This window comes from Streptomyces sp. NBC_00683, from assembly GCF_036226745.1.
Classification (GTDB): Bacteria; Actinomycetota; Actinomycetes; order Streptomycetales; family Streptomycetaceae; genus Streptomyces.
Genome location: NZ_CP109013.1, coordinates 1,067,968 through 1,084,461, shown reverse-complemented (window position 1 = coordinate 1,084,461; position 16,494 = coordinate 1,067,968). Strand labels below are relative to the sequence as shown.

Below are 16,494 nucleotides of genomic sequence, written 5' to 3'. Positions count from 1 at the left end.
CCCCCGGCGGCGTCAAGGCGTCAAGGGGCGAGGCGGAAACCCCGGTCTACGGTACGACCGTCACCGGCCAGCGCCCCGCCTTCACCAGCCGGACCGCCACCGACCCCACGAACCGGTGCCCCGCCGACTCCGACGCACCGACCACCACGGCGTCCGCCTTCAGCTCGTCCGCAGCGGTCACGAGCCCGTTGTACGGATCGCCTCGGAAGGTGTGGAACTCCCAGCGGACATTCCATATGTCCTTGAGCCGCTCGGTCGCCGTCCTGATCTCGCTCACCAGCTCCTCGGCGATCTCCTCCGTCGCCCCGGAGACCGGGACCCCCAGCGCGGCGCCGGCCGGGATCACCGGCTGGACGTACACAAGGGCGAGCATGGCGTTCTGACGGCGTGCGAGGCCGGCGGCGTAGGCCGCGGCCCGCATCGAGGAGTCGGACCCGTCGATGCCCGCGACGATCACCTTCGGGCCGTCCGTGCCGCGTTCGAACCGGTCGTGTCGCTGGTCTGTCACGGCAGTGAGGTTATCCGCACTCCAGCAGCGAGCCCGACCCGGCCACCGCACGAACCGGAATGTCCCCGTCCGACCCCGTCGGCGCACTCCCTCCATCGGGTGCAAATTGCCGCGCACCTGGTGTCGCCGACAGGTCCGGGCCGCACGGCGTGCGAGCAGTTGGCCATGAAACATGATCAGATTCCGGCCGGCCGCCGCACACTCCTGCGCCTCGCCCTCGGACTCGGGGCCGCCACCGCCGTACACATGATCGCCGCGGACCCTGCGGGAACGCCTCCGCGTCCCGGCGGAGAGCCGCCCAAGGGGGTCGCCGGCCCGCCGAGGAGCGCGCGGACGCCCCCGGCCGGGTACCGGCTGCGGCCCATGACCTCCCACGCCCCGCCCCGGTTCCGGCCCGAGGCGCCACCGGTGCGCACCCGGCCGTTCGAGGAACTCCCGGACCTGGGGCACGACGCCATGGTCCTCAGCTTCGACGACGGCCCGGACCCCTCGTACACACCGGACATCCTGGTCACCCTGCGCAGGTACGGGGTCCGGGCGATGTTCTTCGTCTGCGGGGAGATGGCGGAGGACAACCCGGACCTGCTGCGTGAGATGGCGGCGGACGGACACGTGGTCGGCAACCATTCCTGGTCGCACCCCCTGATCCCGACGCTCTCCCGGCGTGCGATCCGTGCCGAGCTCGGCAGGACCAGCGACGTGATCGAGAGGACGCTGGGGGATGCGCCGCTCTGGTACCGGGCCCCGTACGGAGCCTGGAACCGCAACTCCTTCGAGATCGGCGCCTCGATGGGCATGGAACCGATGGCCTGGACCGTCGACTCGCTGGACTGGACCACACCGGGAACGTCCACCATCGTGCGCCGGATCCGCAAGGGCGCGGCACCGGGCGTCGTGGTGCTGTCGCACGACGCGGGCGGCGACCGGTCGCAGAGCGTCGCCGCCCTGCGCCGGTATCTGCCCGCGCTGATCGAGGACGGCTACCGCCTGACCGTCCCGCGCCGCACCTGACGGCTGCGGCGCGCGCCTTTCCCGGCGGCTAGCGCGTCTCGACGAGCCGGGCGAAGACGACCACGTTCCCGTCGTATCCACCGGCCTTCGAATAGCCGCCGCCGCACGTGATGACCCGGAGCTCGGAGTACCCGGTGTCGCCGTAGACCCGGGCTCCGGGGAAGTCGTTCTTGGCGAACACCTCGACCCCGTAGACCTCGAACACCGCGACCCGGTCGTCGTAGCGGGCCACTTCGACGCGCTGGCCCTTCTGGAGGGAGCCCAGGCCGTAGAAGACCGCAGGGCCCGACAGGTTGTCCACGTGGCCGACCACGACGGCCGTACCGCGCTGCCCCGGTGCGATGCCGTTCTGGTACCAGCCGGCGAGGTTCGGGTCCTGCGCGGGCGGCGCCTCGATCCAGCCGGCCGGATCCAGGTTCACATCGATCACCGGGGCGTCGACCTGGATCGACGGAATCTGGACCCGGGCGGCGGGCGCGTACGGCAGGGGCTGCACCGGTTCGCCCTCGACCGGTGCGGCGGCCGCCACGTCCCTCGGGCCCGCCACGGAGGCCGCGGCGGCGGGCTGCGGTGGTCCGGGGGAGGTCTCGACGCCATTGCGCATGAGGGCGAGCCCGGTGAGCATCACCAGGGCGATCGCGCCCCAAGGTGTGCGTCTGCTCCGCTCGGCGCCCCAGTGGTCCCGGCCCATGGTTCTCCCTTCGTCGCGACATCGCAAACGCTAGGCGCGGGGCGGTGCGGCGGCGATCAGGGAAGAGCGAACGGGTGGCGGCCACCGGGGCGCCCTCTACTTCGGAGTAATGAGCAGATAAAACTTCTGACGGTCCGTGACCTGCGGCTCCGTCAGATTACGGGCCCGACGCACGGCGTGTCGGCTCACCGAGGTGGAGCAGTGCCGAAGTGCAACACTTGCGGTATCTGGTGAGGGTTCGTCATGGGACGCGTTCTCGTCGATTCATCCCGGGGAACAGGACTCCGGGGCGCTTCCCGCTGGAGGTTCAAAGATGCGTGCTTCACGCACTCTCGCGGTGACCGCGACCGCATTCGCGGCGGTCGGACTCGCTGCTCCGATGGCGATCGCAGGCGGCGGCCCGGGCAGCAACCCGAGCACTGCCCCGACCAACGTCACAGTCAACCCGTCCTCCGTCCACCAGGGCGCCACCCTGCAGGTCAGCGCAGAGGGATGCGGCCGCTCCGGCGGCAAGGTGTGGTCGAACGCCTTCCCGACGGTGAACCTCTCGCCCGGACGGGTCGGTTACGCCACCCCCCGCATCCGGGACAACGCGACGCCCGGGCAGTACAGCCTGTCCGTGAGGTGCAACGAGAGCGACAACAACTTCGGCAACGGCACCGGTGGCAACGGTGGCGACGGCGGCCAGGGCGGCAACGGCGGCCAAGGCGGCAACGGCGATGAGCGTGGCAACGGCGATGAGCGCGGTGGCCGTGGCGACAACGACCCGTCCGTCGCGACGGCACGCTTCACCGTGCTCCCCAGCCGGGGTGCGCAGGGCGGTCTCGGTGGCTCCATGGGGCCGAGCTCGGTCGAGATGCAGATCGGAGGCGGTCTTGTCGCCGCGGCGGCTGTGGGCGGTGCCGTCTTCATCGTTCGCCGCCGGATGAGCAATGCGGCAATGTAACGCGTCGAACCTCCCGCCCGGCCCGATACGCCCGTCGCCCCGAGTCCTGGACCAGGACCCGGGGCGACTGTCGTGCGCTGTGAAATTGTGCGGAACCGTCAGTGCTGACGGCCGGTGCGCCGCTTGCGCAGGACGTACGCGGTACCGGCTGCGGCGACCGTCACCAATGCGGCCCCGGCTGCGATCTCGCCGGGGTCCATGGTGTCGACACTGCCGCCGAGCCCGCCCAGTACACCGCTGGGAGACGCGGTGGAGCTGGTGGTGGGAGCGGTGGTGGGGGTGTTGGTGGGCGTACTCGTGGCACCGCTCGTGATGGACAGGTCGGCCGTCCGCGTCGAGGTGCCGCAGCGGAAGGTCACCTCGTAGACAGCCCCGCGCCTGGCGTCCCAGTCGACCGTGACGGTGGCCGACCTGCCTCGCGGGATCGTGGTCGTGTCGAACACACCCGAGAACGCGGTCGCGTCACTGGTGCACCCCATCGCGCCGAGGGTGACCTGGCCCCCCGGCGCGACCGTCGACGGAGTGATGGTCGGCGTGAACGAGGACGTGTTGCCTGTGAGCACGTGGGCCGACGCGGCCGGTGCCATCAGGAAACAGGCGGCCGCGCCCAGCAGGGCGGCGGGTGCGACACGTATCGCGCGCATGGTGGATCCTCCGGGTCCCCGAGGAGCAGCTGCGGAACGGATTTCCGCAAGGCATCAGAAATGCACCTCGATGCCCGAACGGTAGAAGTGGTACATATCACCCGCGATCGGGGTCCGGCGAATGGGGCAGCCTTGTCCCCCGGCCGGCGCACCCGCCGGCTGTTCTATCCGCCCGTGGCGTGCGGGAACAGATCGACGAACGGGGCGGTCGTGGCGGAGATGCCCCGGCCGAAGGGGGCGTCGAAATCCCAGATCAGGAAGAGCAGGAAGGCGATCAGGACGCTGAAGAGGCCGGCGAGCAGCAGTTCGCGGAACGTTCTGCGGATCTGGAGCGTGAAGATCAGTCCGACCGTGACCAGCGCCCCGGTGATCAGGCCGAACCATACGACTCCCGGCATGGTCGCACCGGCGTTCTGGCCCCGGGAGCCCCGTGCGTCGTCGACCGCGGCCACCTGGTCCACCAGCGGCTGGTACGCCTGCCCCTCGTGGTCCGTACGCGGCTTGTACTCCGTGACGTCGGCCCGCAGCCGGTCCAGGAGGCGTGTCCCCTCCTCGGTGAGGCTGCTGTGCTCCGTCATCGCCCTCCACTCCTCGTCGACGACATACGAGACGTAGGCGTCGACATCGCTGCGGATCCGGTCGCGTACCTCGACCGGGTACACGGCTGCCCGCGCGCTGACCTCATGCAGTGCCTGGGCCTCCAGGCGTACCGATTCCTGGGCGGCGCTGCGGCCCTCCCAGACGCCCGCGATGGCCAGGCCGAGGACGATCGCGTACACCACGCCGATCATCATCGTCATGTACTCGATGACGTCGGGCGTCTCGGACGGGTCGTCGTCCTCGCCGATGCGGCGGTTGTTGAGTACTGCGATGGTCAGGACGACGGCGCAGGCCGAGGCCATGGCAATGGTCAGAACAAGCCATTCCGACATGGGCTTCCTTCGTCGGTCTTCATCGGGCATCGGTCATCGGGACGAGCGGGGCCGCAGTACGGCCACCGCGAAGACGGCGGGAGCGGTGATCACGAGGGTGAGCGAGACCAGCGAAGGGCCGGCCCGGGGCTTCTTGCGGGGTGGTTTGCGGTAGGTGGGGAGTGCCACGGGCCTGGGTGAGGGCGGTGCGGGACGTGCCGTGGGCGACGGCGGCGGCGGCGCGGGTTCCGGTTCCGGTTCGGGCGGCGCGGGGGCCGGAGGGGGCGGCGGTGGAGGAGGCGGGGGCGGCGGGGGAGGTGGTGGGGGAGGGGGCGGTGGTGGTGGCGGCGGTTCGGGCGGCGGAGGGGGCGGTGGTGGCGGGGCCGGTTCGGGCTCGGCGACGACTGCCTTGCACTGCCCGTCACCCGACACGGCGACCGATGAACTGCCGTCCCCCTGGCCGATGGAGGCCACCGCGCAGTTGTCACCGGCCGCGGGCACCGGGACGGCGAGCAGCCAGAGCAGGGAGGTGGCGGCTATGAGCCGCACGATGCGTGATCCGTACACGCCGGGGATCATGTTCCCCGCCGCCCTGCGGCACGCGGAGTGGGAAGTCGATTCGCCTGATGGTGGGGACATTCGTCGATTCGCGTTTGCGGCCGGAGAAACTTTTTCGGGGACCCGTTGAACAGAGAGGGACCATCCGCCCGTACCTAGGGCCATGAACGACGCGGACTCGCGTCGCAACCGGCAGAAGGACAACGGGAGTCGACATGAATACCTGGCGGAACGCCTCGCTCGCGGTGACGACGGTGGCCCTGTTGGCGCTGACGACGGCGTGCGGTCAGGAGAAGGGCACCGCGTCCCCCAACGGCCAGGCCGTGGGCAACGCGGCCCCCGCGCAGCAGCCGGCCGACAGCGGATACGGCTCGGACGGGGGCTACGGCTCCGACACGGGTGCTGACGCGGCGGCGCCGAAGGCGGCCGGGCAGCTCGCGGTGTGGGACAGCAAGGAACTGGGCAAGGTGCTGACCGACAGCGCGGGCTTCACGCTCTACCGCTTCGACAAGGACACCGCGAGCCCACCGAAGTCGAATTGCGAGGGCGACTGTGCGAAGACCTGGCCGGTGGTGCCCGCCGATGACGCCACGGCCGCCGCGGGGACCGATGCCGAACTGATGGGTGAGGTCGCACGGGCCGACGGCACCAAGCAGCTGACCATCGCCGGCTGGCCGATGTACCGGTACGCGAAGGACACCGGGCCCGGAGAAGCGAACGGGCAGGGCGTCGGAGGTACGTGGTTCGCCTCGGCTCCGGACGGGAAGAAGGCCGCGGTGAACGCGGATGGCCCCGCCGGTGCGGAACCCGCTGATCTCGCCGGACTTTCGGTCCGTAAGGACCCGAAACTCGGAGAGATCGTCGTCGACAAGCGGGGCATGACGGTTTACCGCTTCAAGAAGGACTCGGCATGGCCGATGAAGTCCGCGTGCACGGGAGAGTGCCTCAAGAAGTGGCCCGTCGTCAGTCCCGTGTCGAAGAATGATGTCGAGGGAGTCACCACCAAGGGATTCGTCACCTTCGACCGTCCCGACGGCATCAAGCAGCAGTCCGTCGACTGCTGGCCGATCTACACTTTCGCCGGCGACCTCGAGCCCGGAGACACCAACGGCCAAGGTGTCGGGGGCACATGGTACGCGGTGTCGCCCAACGCAAAGCTCGTGGGCGCTTCCAAGTAGTCCCGAAGAGGTCTTCGCAGTGCCGGTCCGTCGCTGGGTGTTCACACGCAGCGACGGACCCCGTTGCACATGCCACTGGTGTGTGACCAATAACGGATCTCTAATTTCCGTTTCCACTCGCTCTCTTGGCGGTCGATCAGTAGCCTCTGGTCAACACTGACCATGAACATGGCCGGATCGCCGTGGCGACTTGTTGGAGACATCGATGGAGCGTCCCTCCTGGGCACCGCAGGGCATTGACATCTCGGTGCCGAGCGTGTCTCGCATGTACGACTTCTATCTGGGCGGTTCGCACAATTTCGAGGTGGACCGGGAAGCGGCCCGCAAGGCCATGGAGTTCATGCCGGGCCTTCCCAAGATCATGCAGGCGAATCGCGCCTTTATGCGCCGGGCCGTGCACTACGCCACCACTTCGGGTATCAGCCAGTTCCTGGACATCGGTTCGGGCATACCGACGTTCGGCAACGTTCATGAAGTCGCCCAGGCGGCCGACCCGGAAGCCCGGATCGCGTACGTCGACCACGATCCGGTCGCGGTCGCACACAGCCAGGCGGTACTGGAGGGCAACGAGCGGACCGTGGTCGCCTCGGCGGATCTGCGCAAGCCCGCGGAGATCCTGGAGAGCCCGGAGATCCGCGGACTGCTCGACTTCGACAAGCCGGTGGCCCTGCTGCTCGTCGCGGTGCTCCACTTTGTCGAGGACGCCGACTCACCGTACGAGGCGGTCGCCGAACTGCGCGAAGCGCTGGCGCCCGGCAGCCTGCTCGTCCTGACCCACGCCTCGTACGAGGGGATTCCGCTTTCCCAGGAGGACGCGGGCGGCACGGTCGGCGTCTACCGCAACATCCGCAATCCGCTGATCATGCGGTCGCGCGACGAGGTCAGCAGCTTCTTCGACGGGTACGAGATGGTCGAGCCCGGACTCGTCTCGATGCCCGACTGGCGTCCCGAGAACCCCGAGGCGCGGGCGCAGGAAGACCCGTTCGCCTTCTCGGGCTTCGCCGGGGTTGGACGCAAGGCGTGAGCATCCCCGCCCAGGCGTCCGGCGCACCGGACGCGGAACCGGACGGCCCCGAGGGCCGGCTCCGGAGATTCGCCACCATCTGGAGCCGGGCGATCTTTCCGTCCACGGCCACCTCCATGACCCGCCCGGAGTTCGAGCAGCATCTGCTGCCGCTGGCACGGGATCTCAGCGGAATCCTTCACGCGCGGCCCTTCGACGCGGCGTCCGCACATCAGGTGGGGGCCGCGCTGGTTGCCGCCCACTGCACGGATCCCGACGCCCTCAGCTCCACTCTCGGCGTCGTCGACTCGTACCTGGTGCTCTACTGCGGCAGCAACGGCCCCACGGAGCTGTCGACCGAGGACGGCCGGGCCCGCTGCGCGCGGATGCAGCACGCGCTCGCCGGCGGATTCACCCAGGCGCTGCGCGAGCGGACGCTCGCCGAGCAGGAAGCCATCGCCCGCTCGGCGCTCACTGCCCGTTCGCAGGCGGAGCAGGCGCTGCACGCGACCGAGGCGCGGTTCCGTGCCGTGTTCAAGGACGCGGCCGTCGGGATCGGAATCGCCGACCTCGAAGGCAACATCCTGGAGATCAACGACACCCTCACCCGGATGTTCGGCGGCCTCGAGAACCACGTCCGCAGCCACAAGGTGAACGAGTGGGTCCACCCCGAGGACTCGCCCCAGGTGTGGAGGTACTACAACGAGCTGGTGCGCGGGGAACGTGAGCACTACCGCGTGGAGAAGGCCTACTACCGCAACGACGGCACCGTGCTGTGGACCAACCTCACGGTCTCGCTGCTGCGCGACCCGGAGGGCAGGCCGGAGTACCAGCTCGCCCTCATGGAGGACACCACCGAGCGGCGGCTGCTCAACCTGAGGCTGCGTTACGAGGCCACGCACGACGCGCTCACGGGGCTGCCCAACCGGACCCTGTTCTTCGAGCGCCTGGAGAAGGCCCTCGCCGCCAAGGACGGCATGCGCTTCGGCCTGTGCTACCTCGACCTCGACGGGTTCAAGGCGATCAACGACAGCCTCGGCCACGCGGCGGGCGACCGGCTCCTGGTCGAGGTCGCCGACCGGCTGCAGAGCTGCGCGACGGCCCCGGGCGAGATGGTCGCACGCCTCGGCGGGGACGAGTTCGTGGCCCTGACGACCGGTCCGCGTACCGAGGACGAGGTCGACGAGCTCGCCGGCCGGATCCTCTCGGCGCTCGCCACACCCATCCGGCTCGACGGCCGGGAGCTGACGGTGCGGGGGTCCATCGGCGTGGTCGAGGGGCCGTCGGGCGAACGTACCGCCGCCGAGGTACTGCGCAGTGCCGACATCACCATGTACCGCGCCAAGTCGGCGGGCGGCAACCGTTTCGCGATCGCCGACGCCGAGGCCGACGCCCGAGCCATCACCCGGCACGGTCTGACGACGGCTCTGCCCGCGGCCCTGGACCGCGGCGAATTCTTCATCGAGTACCAGCCGTTGGTGCACCTGGGCGACGGCAGCGTGCACGGTGCGGAGGCGCTCGTGCGCTGGTGCCACCCGCAGCACGGTGTGCTGGGACCCGACCGGTTCATCCCGCTCGCCGAGCACACCGGGCTGATCGTGCCGCTCGGCCGCTGGGTGCTGGAGGAGTCCGTCCGCCAGGCCAAGTACTGGACGGAGAGGCACACCGACGGCGGCCCGCTCCGGATCAACGTCAACCTCTCGCCGACGCAGCTGCACCACCCGAGGCTGGTCGCCGAGACCGTCGACGTCCTGGAGCGCTCCGGACTGGAGCCGGGCGCGCTGTGCCTGGAGGTGACCGAGTCGGCGCTGATCGGTGCCGACGACGATCTGCTCAAGCCGCTGCGGCAGTTGGCGGAGATGGGCGTCGACATCGCCCTGGACGACTTCGGGACCGGCTACTCGAACCTGGCGAACCTGCGCCGCCTGCCCGTGAGCGTGTTGAAGCTGGATCGTTCCTTCACACAGGGCATGCAGCACCATCCGGCCGACCCGGTCGACCTGAAGATAGTCGAGGGGATCGTCTCGCTCGCTCACAGCCTGGACCTCGCGGTCACGGTGGAGGGCGTGGAGACCGGAGCGCAGGCCGAGCAGCTGCGGCAGCTGGGCTGCGACACGGCTCAGGGCTGGTACTACGCGCGCCCCGGTGCTCCGGACCGTATCCACTCCCTGCTGCTGGCGGACGCGGTCTGAGGTCCTCGTCCTCAACCGCCGTACGTGGTGCGGTGGTTGATCCTCAACCGCCGGACGGGCCGGATCGGCGGTTGAGGGCGTGGCGGGCGGTACTGCCGTGTCCGTACCTCCGGGCCCGTTCGCGACCCTGGCCAGGAGCACCCGCTGCAGTTCGCGCGCCGCCCGCGGCGGCGCCACGTCGCTGCGGTGCGCGAGCGCGATGGTGCGCCGCAGGCCGGGCGGGGCCAGCGGTGTCGTCCGCAGGTCGCGGCCGGCCCGTACGGCGACCATGCGGGGGACCACCGCGATTCCGAGCCCCGCCCGTACGAAGCCCAGCACGGCGTCCATCTCGCCGCCCTCCACCGTGAACGACGGCTCGAAGCCCTCCGCGCGGCAGGCGGCCACCGTCAGCTCCCGCAGGTCGTAGCCGTGCCGGAACATCACCATCGGCTCGTCCGCGAGATCCGCGATGCGGACGCTCCCCTCATGGCCGGGAGCCGGCCGGGCGGGCGACGACAGCACCACCAGGTCCTCCTGCAGCAGCTCCACCGTGGTCAGCGCGGGCGACGCGGCGGGCAGTGGCAGCACGAGGAACGCGAGGTCCAGCGCGCCCCGGGCCAGCCCGCGTACGAGGTCGTGGGAGCCGCCCTCCTCGATCAGGAGCTGGACCCCCGGGTGCAGATCGTGGAAGGCGCGGAGCATGTCGGGCAGCAGGCCCGTGCAGATGCTCGGGGTGGCGCCCAGCCTGATCCGTCCCCGGCGCAGCTGCACCAGCTCCTGCACCTCGTGCCGTGCCGTGTCGGCGTCCGCCAGGATCCGGCGGGCCAGTGGCAGCAGTGCCTCGCCCGCGTCGGTGAGCGCGATGTTGCCCCGGGCGCGACTGAACAGCTCGGCACCCAGCTCGTTCTCCAGCGCCTTGATCTGCTGCGAGAGCGACGGCTGCGAGACGTGCACCTCCTCGGCGGCCCGGGTGAAGTGCTTCGCCTCGGCGACCGCCACGAAATAGGTGAGCTGCTGGAAGTGCATGGAACCGACGATAGCGGCGTGCATAGCGGATGCCTATGGACATGAGTAGTTTCATGTCTTGGACCGATGGTGCCCTTCGGCCCTAGCGTCGTGTCCATGGCATTGGCAACGCGGACGGACCGACGGCCGTCCATGACGCGTACGCTCTGGGACTCGTCCGTCGGCAAGAAGATGATCATGGCTGTGAGCGGCCTGATCATGCTCGGATATCTGAGCGTCCACATGCTCGGCAACCTGAAGATCTTCTTCGGGTCCGACGAGTTCAACCACTACGCCCACTGGCTCCGGACCCTCGGCGAACCCTTCCTGCACTACGAGTGGGCCCTGTGGATCATCCGCGTGGTGCTCGTCGCGGCCGTCGTCCTGCACGCCGTCTCCGCGTACCAGCTGAGCCGCCGCGACATCAGGGCGCGCCCGAACGCGTACGTGCACAAGAAAGCCCGCGCGAGCTATGCCACCCGCACCATGCGCTGGGGCGGCATCATCCTGGCCCTGTTCATCGTCTGGCACATCCTCGACCTGACCACCGGCACCGTGCACACCGGCGGATTCCAGGACGGACACCCCTACCAGAACGTGCTCGACACCTTCTCCACCTGGTACGGCAACGTCATCTACATCGTCGCGGTGCTCGCCATGGGCCTGCACGTCCAGCACGGATTCTGGAGCGCGGCGCAGACCCTCGGCGTGGGCAACGCGACCCGCGACCGGGTGCTGAAGTCCTTGGCCAACATCTTTGCCGTGGTACTGACGGTGGGCTTCGTCTCCGTGCCCCTGGCCGTCATGACCGGAGTGGTGAGCTGACATGAGCGACTACACGACCTACGCGACCGGCGAACCCGTCGTCGACACCAAGGCGCCCGAAGGCCCCGTCGCCGAGCGCTGGGACACCCGCCGCTTCCAGGCGAAACTGGTCAACCCGGCCAACCGCCGCAAGCACACCGTCATCGTCGTCGGCACCGGACTGGCCGGCGGCTCGGCAGGCGCGACCCTCGCCGAACAGGGCTACCACGTCGTCCAGTTCTGCTTCCAGGACTCACCGCGGCGCGCCCACTCCGTCGCCGCGCAGGGCGGTATCAACGCCGCGAAGAACTACCGCAACGACGGCGACTCCGTCCACCGGCTCTTCTACGACACGGTCAAGGGCGGCGACTTCCGCGCCCGCGAGTCCAACGTCCACCGGCTCGCCCAGATCTCCGTCGAGATCATCGACCAGTGCGTCGCCCAGGGTGTGCCCTTCGCACGCGAGTACGGCGGCCTCCTCGACAACCGCTCCTTCGGCGGCGTCCAGGTCTCCCGCACCTTCTACGCCCGCGGCCAGACGGGACAGCAGCTCCTCCTCGGGGCCTACCAGGCGCTGTCCCGCCAGATCGCCGCGGGCAACGTCGAACTGCACGCCCGCACCGAGATGCTCGACCTGATCGTCGTCGACGGGAAGGCCCGCGGCATCGTCGCCCGCGACCTGGTCACCGGGAAGATCGACACACATTTCGCCGACGCGGTCGTGCTGGCCAGCGGCGGCTACGGCAACGTGTTCTACCTGTCGACGAACGCCATGAACTCCAACGCCACCGCCATCTGGCGCGCCCACCGGCGGGGCGCCTACTTCGCCAACCCCTGCTTCACCCAGATCCACCCCACCTGCATCCCGCGCACCGGCGACCACCAGTCCAAACTGACGCTGATGAGCGAATCGCTGCGCAACGACGGGCGCATCTGGGTCCCCAAGGCGAAGGGGGACGACCGCCCCGCCAACCGGATCCCGGAGGACGAGCGGGACTACTACCTGGAGCGCATCTACCCGGCCTTCGGCAACCTCGTACCCCGCGACATCGCCTCCCGCGCCGCGAAGAACGTCTGCGACGAGGGCCGTGGGGTCGGTCCCGGCGGGCAGGGCGTCTACCTCGACTTCGCCGAGGCCATCCAGCGGCTGGGCAGGGACAAGGTCGAGGAGAAGTACGGCAACCTCTTCGACATGTACGCGCAGATCACCGCGGAGAACCCGTACGAGACCCCGATGCGGATCTACCCTGCCGTGCACTACGCGATGGGCGGGCTCTGGGTCGACTACGACCTGCAGACCACGATCCCCGGCCTCTTCGCGATCGGCGAGGCCAACTTCTCCGACCACGGGGCCAACCGGCTCGGGGCGTCCGCGCTGATGCAGGGCCTCGCCGACGGCTACTTCGTCCTGCCGTCGACCATCAACGACTACCTGGCCCGCAACCCGCACACGCAGGAGATCGACGCCGGCCACCCGGCGGTAACCGAAGCCGTCGCGGAGACCGAGGACAGGCTCAATCTGCTCCTCGCCGTCGACGGCGACCGCACCCCCGACTCCTTCCACCGGGAGATCGGCGAACTCATGTGGGAGTTCTGCGGCATGGCCCGCACCGAGGAGGGGCTGCGCAAGGCACTGGACCGGATCCCGGAGATCCGGGAGGAGTTCTGGCGCCGCATCAAGGTGCCGGGAACCGGCGAACAGTTCAACCAGTCGCTGGAGAAGGCCAACCGCGTCGTCGACTACCTGGAGCTCGCCGAGCTCATGTGCCTCGACGCCCTGCACCGCGCCGAGTCCTGCGGCGGCCACTTCCGCGAGGAGTCGCAGACCCCGGACGGCGAAGCCGCCCGCCGGGACGAGGAGTTCTCCTACGCCGCCGCCTGGGAGTTCAGCACCACAGGCGACGCCCCCGTCCTGCACAAGGAAGACCTCGTCTTCGAGTACGTCCACCCCACCCAGCGGAGCTACGCATGAAGCTCACCCTGCGCGTCTGGCGCCAGCAGAACGCCGAGGCGCCCGGCGCCATGGCCACCTACGAAGTCGACGGCATCTCCCAGGACATGTCGTTCCTGGAGATGCTCGACACCCTCAACGAGGAACTCATCCTCGGCGGGGACGAGCCCGTCGCCTTCGACCACGACTGCCGCGAAGGCATCTGCGGCGCCTGCAGCCTCGTCATCAACGGCGATGCCCACGGCCCGGAACGCACCACCACCTGCCAGCTCCACATGCGCTCCTTCCAGGACGGCGACACGATCGACGTCGAGCCGTGGCGCGCCTCCGCCTTCCCGGTCGTCAAGGACCTGGTCGTGGACCGTTCGGCCTTCGACCGCATCATCCAGTCCGGCGGATACATCTCCGCCCCGACCGGCACGGCGCCCGACGCGCACGCCACCCCCGTACCCAAGCCGGATGCCGACTTCGCCTTCGAGCACGCCGAGTGTATCGGCTGCGGGGCCTGCGTCGCGGCCTGCCCCAACGGATCCGCGATGCTCTTCACCTCGGCGAAGATCAACCATCTCAACGTGCTCCCGCAGGGCGCACCCGAGCGCGAGACCCGGGTACTCGACATGGTCGCCACCATGGACGAGGAGGGATTCGGCGGCTGCACCCTGACCGGCGAGTGCGCCACGGCCTGCCCCAAGGGCATTCCGCTGCCCTCGATCGCGGCCATGAACAAGGAGTGGCTGAGGGCCACCCGCAAGGTACGCCGCTGACCCGGTACACAGCTCTGCCGGTGGTCCTCCCCGTCGGTGTCGGACTCGGGAGGGCCACCGGCAGCGTGGGCCGAGGGCTCTACACCATCGGGTCCATGTCGCGGTCCCGCATGCTGCTCTCCTGCTCGCTCTGCTCCTGCAGGCGGCGGGCCTTGTCCTGGAGCCGCTGGCGCTGCTCGGGGTCGGAGGCGCGCTCTGCGGCTTCCTTCAGTTCCTGCGCCTTGACACGCAGCTGCTTGGCACGGCCGCCGGATTCACCTGCAACGCTCATGATCACTCCTGGATCTGTGGGGAGCGGACAGGATCAGCGAATCAGCGGACCGCCGAGTCTGCATCTCGAAAGCCGGGCGTCGCGACCGAGGCGGTTCCGCCGTGGGCGGACCCGGTCGGAGGGTGCCCCGTTCGGCTCTTCGGCCGGGCGGCGGGGGGTGTCACGCGGTGGGGTGGTGGGCAGGCGGACCATGAACCCGGTCCGGGAGCGAGGAGAGCGTCATGCCCGCAGTTTCCAGTTCCAAGCGTGAGCGTCAGTACGAGCACATCAAGGAGAGCGCGAAGAAGCGCGGCACGTCCACGGAGCGCGCCAAGGAGATCGCCGCCCGCACGGTCAACAAGGAACGTGCGCGCTCGGGCGAGTCGAAGACGGCGAGTCCCGCTTCCCTCCGGGACCCGAAGTCGGCGTCCGAGCGCGGCGGTGAGCGTTCCCGCAGCGGGGCGAAGGGGCCGACGAAGGATCAGCTGTACGAGGAGGCCAAGCGGCGCCACGTCGACGGCCGCTCGTCGATGAACAAGGAGCAGTTGCGCAAGGCTCTCGGCCGCTGAGGGCGTCGGCGCGGATCCGCACCGCGCCACTGCCCCGTGGCGGGACCGGAGGTTCAGGAAGCCACCGCTGCGAGCTCTCTGTCGATCTCGTGCAGGAAGTCCGGAAGGTCGTCCGGTGTCCGCGAGGTGATCAGGAGCCAGCCGCCGGTGTCGTCGCTGACGACCGGCTCGTCGACCCAGTTGCCGCCGGCGTTGCGGATGTCCGTCCGCAGCGAGGCGTACGAGGTGAGGGTCTTGTTCTCGACGGATCCTGCCTCGACCAGCACCCATGGTCCGTGGCAGATGGCCGCCACCGGACGGCCGGACGACGTGAACGAGCGGACGAGGTCCATGGCGGGCTCCTGCAGCCGCAGCGAGTCGGCGTTGAGTGTTCCGCCGGGGACCAGCAGGAGGTCGTAGCCGGCCGGATCGGCGCCGGTCAGTGTCAGGGACGGCCGCACGTTCTCCCCGGGATCCGTGTCGCCGACGAGCGTCCGGATGACGTCCGAGGACTCGGCGGCGATGTCCACGGCGGCTCCGCGTCCGCGCAGATGCCGCACGGGCAGCACGAGTTCGTCCTGCTCGACGCCGTAGTTGGTCACGATCACCAGCACCCGGCGTCCGCTGAGGTCATCGCCCGTCATGCGCCTGTCCTTTCCTCGTGTCTTCTAGGGTGAGCGGGTGAAAGACGACGCCCGGCCGCTGGCCGTATTCGACCTGGACGGGACGCTCGCGGACAGCGGCCACCGACAGCACTTCCTCGAAGGGGCCCGGCGCGACTGGGGAGCGTTCTTCGCCGCGGCGGTCGACGACCCTCCGCTGGAGGAGGGCGTGAGCCTCGCCCTGTCGAGCGCCGAGGAGTGCGAGGTCGTGTACCTCACCGGCCGGCCGGAGCGGTGCCGACGGGACACCCTGGCGTGGCTGGAGCAGCAGGGGCTGCCGCCGGGCCGCGTGCACATGCGGCGCAACGACGACAGGCGGCCGGCCCGCCGCACCAAGCTGGAGATCCTGAAGCGGCTGGGCCGGGAGCGTGAGGTGCGGGTCCTCGTCGACGACGACGAACTGGTCTGCGATGCGGCCGAACTGGCGGGATTCGCGGTGGTACGTGCCCGTTGGGCCGTGCCGTCGTCGTCGCTCAAGGATGCGCAGGAGCGCGAGGGCCGTACCTGATCAGGCCTTCCCGTCGAGACGGAAACCGACCTTGAGGCCCACCTGGTAGTGCGCGATCCGGCCGTTCTCGATGTGCCCGCGCACCTGTGTCATCTCGAACCAGTCGAGATTGTGCAACGTTTCGGAAGCTCTTGCGACGCCGTTACGGATCGCCGCGTCGATGCCCTCCTCGGAGGTTCCTACGATCTCGGTGACCCGATAGGTGTGATTAGACATCTAATGTCTCCTTTCCTGGTTCCACGGTGCCTCACTCCGCGTCGACGCGCGAGGGATCGCGGCTGTCGCGGTTCCGGATGCAGGGCCCTTGACCTGCCGATTGGTCCATACCAAACTCCAGGCCACAACCCGTGCGAGCGCCGCCCGCAGTCCCCCCACCCGGGT

18 protein-coding genes and 1 pseudogene are annotated in these 16,494 nt (G+C 69.5%); 10 read left to right on the top strand and 9 right to left on the bottom strand.

Going from position 1 to position 16,494, the window contains the following annotated elements; all coding sequences use genetic code 11:
- Positions 1-46: 46 nt before the first annotated feature.
- A complete protein-coding gene (locus OG257_RS04875; protein ID WP_329205030.1) occupies positions 47-508 on the bottom strand; it encodes a universal stress protein in 462 nt (153 codons plus the stop codon).
- A gap of 165 nt (positions 509-673) precedes the next feature.
- On the opposite strand from OG257_RS04875, the gene OG257_RS04870 reads away from it, so the two are divergent.
- Entirely contained in the window at positions 674-1,519 is an 846-nt protein-coding gene (locus OG257_RS04870) for a polysaccharide deacetylase family protein (protein WP_329205029.1), read from the top strand.
- A gap of 28 nt (positions 1,520-1,547) precedes the next feature.
- Here the strand turns inward: OG257_RS04870 and OG257_RS04865 are convergent, their stop codons facing one another.
- The gene (locus OG257_RS04865) at positions 1,548-2,210 is read right to left on the bottom strand and encodes a class F sortase (RefSeq protein ID WP_329205027.1); all 663 of its coding nucleotides are present in this window, start codon (positions 2,208-2,210) and stop codon (positions 1,548-1,550) included.
- 313 nt (positions 2,211-2,523) lie between these two features.
- Between OG257_RS04865 and OG257_RS04860 the strand changes: the two genes are divergently transcribed.
- Positions 2,524-3,156: a hypothetical protein gene (locus tag OG257_RS04860; protein WP_329205025.1), complete on the top strand. Its 633-nt coding sequence runs from the start codon at positions 2,524-2,526 to the stop codon at positions 3,154-3,156.
- Positions 3,157-3,254: 98 nt separating this feature from the next.
- On the opposite strand, the gene OG257_RS04855 is transcribed toward OG257_RS04860, so the two are convergent.
- The 3 genes from OG257_RS04855 to OG257_RS04845 form a co-directional block, all read right to left on the bottom strand.
- Positions 3,255-3,800: a hypothetical protein gene (locus OG257_RS04855; RefSeq protein ID WP_329205023.1), complete on the bottom strand. Its 546-nt coding sequence runs from the start codon at positions 3,798-3,800 to the stop codon at positions 3,255-3,257.
- Positions 3,801-3,964: 164 nt separating this feature from the next.
- Positions 3,965-4,732 (bottom strand): bestrophin-like domain, encoded by a 768-nt coding sequence (locus tag OG257_RS04850; protein WP_329205022.1) that lies wholly within the window; start codon positions 4,730-4,732, stop codon positions 3,965-3,967.
- Between the two features lie 33 nt (positions 4,733-4,765).
- A complete protein-coding gene (locus OG257_RS04845; RefSeq protein WP_329215557.1) occupies positions 4,766-5,278 on the bottom strand; it encodes a hypothetical protein in 513 nt (170 codons plus the stop codon).
- Between the two features lie 206 nt (positions 5,279-5,484).
- Between OG257_RS04845 and OG257_RS04840 the strand changes: the two genes are divergently transcribed.
- From OG257_RS04840 to OG257_RS04830, 3 genes are all read left to right on the top strand, one after another.
- Positions 5,485-6,447 carry an SCO0930 family lipoprotein gene (locus tag OG257_RS04840; protein WP_329205020.1) on the top strand — a complete coding sequence of 321 codons (963 nt, stop codon included), beginning with the start codon at positions 5,485-5,487 and terminating at the stop codon, positions 6,445-6,447.
- Between the two features lie 205 nt (positions 6,448-6,652).
- Positions 6,653-7,471: an SAM-dependent methyltransferase gene (locus OG257_RS04835; RefSeq protein ID WP_329205018.1), complete on the top strand. Its 819-nt coding sequence runs from the start codon at positions 6,653-6,655 to the stop codon at positions 7,469-7,471.
- Complete coding sequence (locus OG257_RS04830) at positions 7,468-9,642, top strand: putative bifunctional diguanylate cyclase/phosphodiesterase (protein WP_329205017.1); 2,175 nt, start codon at positions 7,468-7,470, stop codon at positions 9,640-9,642. The genes OG257_RS04835 and OG257_RS04830 overlap by 4 nt, the downstream gene beginning before the upstream one ends.
- A gap of 129 nt (positions 9,643-9,771) precedes the next feature.
- Here the strand turns inward: OG257_RS04830 and OG257_RS04825 are convergent.
- Positions 9,772-10,647 (bottom strand): annotated as a pseudogene (locus OG257_RS04825) (LysR family transcriptional regulator); the annotation flags it as partial.
- 96 nt (positions 10,648-10,743) lie between these two features.
- Between OG257_RS04825 and OG257_RS04820 the strand changes: the two are divergent.
- The 3 genes from OG257_RS04820 to OG257_RS04810 are packed head-to-tail and all read left to right on the top strand — an operon-like array spanning position 10,744 to position 14,145.
- Positions 10,744-11,451 carry a succinate dehydrogenase gene (locus OG257_RS04820; RefSeq protein WP_329205016.1) on the top strand — a complete coding sequence of 236 codons (708 nt, stop codon included), beginning with the start codon at positions 10,744-10,746 and terminating at the stop codon, positions 11,449-11,451.
- Between the two features lies 1 nt (position 11,452).
- A complete protein-coding gene (locus OG257_RS04815; RefSeq protein WP_329205014.1) occupies positions 11,453-13,402 on the top strand; it encodes a fumarate reductase/succinate dehydrogenase flavoprotein subunit in 1,950 nt (649 codons plus the stop codon).
- Positions 13,399-14,145, top strand: coding sequence for a succinate dehydrogenase/fumarate reductase iron-sulfur subunit (locus OG257_RS04810; RefSeq protein WP_329205013.1), 747 nt, complete (start codon positions 13,399-13,401; stop codon positions 14,143-14,145). Before OG257_RS04815 ends, OG257_RS04810 begins: the two co-directional genes overlap by 4 nt.
- Before the next feature lie 79 nt (positions 14,146-14,224).
- On the opposite strand, the gene OG257_RS04805 is transcribed toward OG257_RS04810, so the two are convergent.
- A complete protein-coding gene (locus OG257_RS04805) occupies positions 14,225-14,416 on the bottom strand; it encodes a DUF6381 family protein (protein WP_329205012.1) in 192 nt (63 codons plus the stop codon).
- Positions 14,417-14,637: 221 nt separating this feature from the next.
- Between OG257_RS04805 and OG257_RS04800 the strand changes: the two genes are divergently transcribed.
- Entirely contained in the window at positions 14,638-14,964 is a 327-nt protein-coding gene (locus tag OG257_RS04800) for a plasmid stabilization protein (RefSeq protein WP_329205011.1), read from the top strand.
- A gap of 53 nt (positions 14,965-15,017) precedes the next feature.
- On the opposite strand, the gene OG257_RS04795 is transcribed toward OG257_RS04800, so the two are convergent.
- A complete protein-coding gene (locus tag OG257_RS04795; RefSeq protein ID WP_329205010.1) occupies positions 15,018-15,587 on the bottom strand; it encodes a type 1 glutamine amidotransferase domain-containing protein in 570 nt (189 codons plus the stop codon).
- Positions 15,588-15,624: 37 nt separating this feature from the next.
- Here OG257_RS04795 and OG257_RS04790 point away from each other — a divergent pair, with 37 nt between their 5' ends.
- Positions 15,625-16,113 carry a phosphatase domain-containing protein gene (locus OG257_RS04790; RefSeq protein ID WP_329205009.1) on the top strand — a complete coding sequence of 163 codons (489 nt, stop codon included), beginning with the start codon at positions 15,625-15,627 and terminating at the stop codon, positions 16,111-16,113.
- Here the strand turns inward: OG257_RS04790 and OG257_RS04785 are convergent, their stop codons facing one another.
- The gene (locus tag OG257_RS04785; protein ID WP_329205008.1) at positions 16,114-16,329 is read right to left on the bottom strand and encodes a dodecin; all 216 of its coding nucleotides are present in this window, start codon (positions 16,327-16,329) and stop codon (positions 16,114-16,116) included. It lies immediately after the preceding gene.
- Positions 16,330-16,494: the final 165 nt, after the last annotated feature.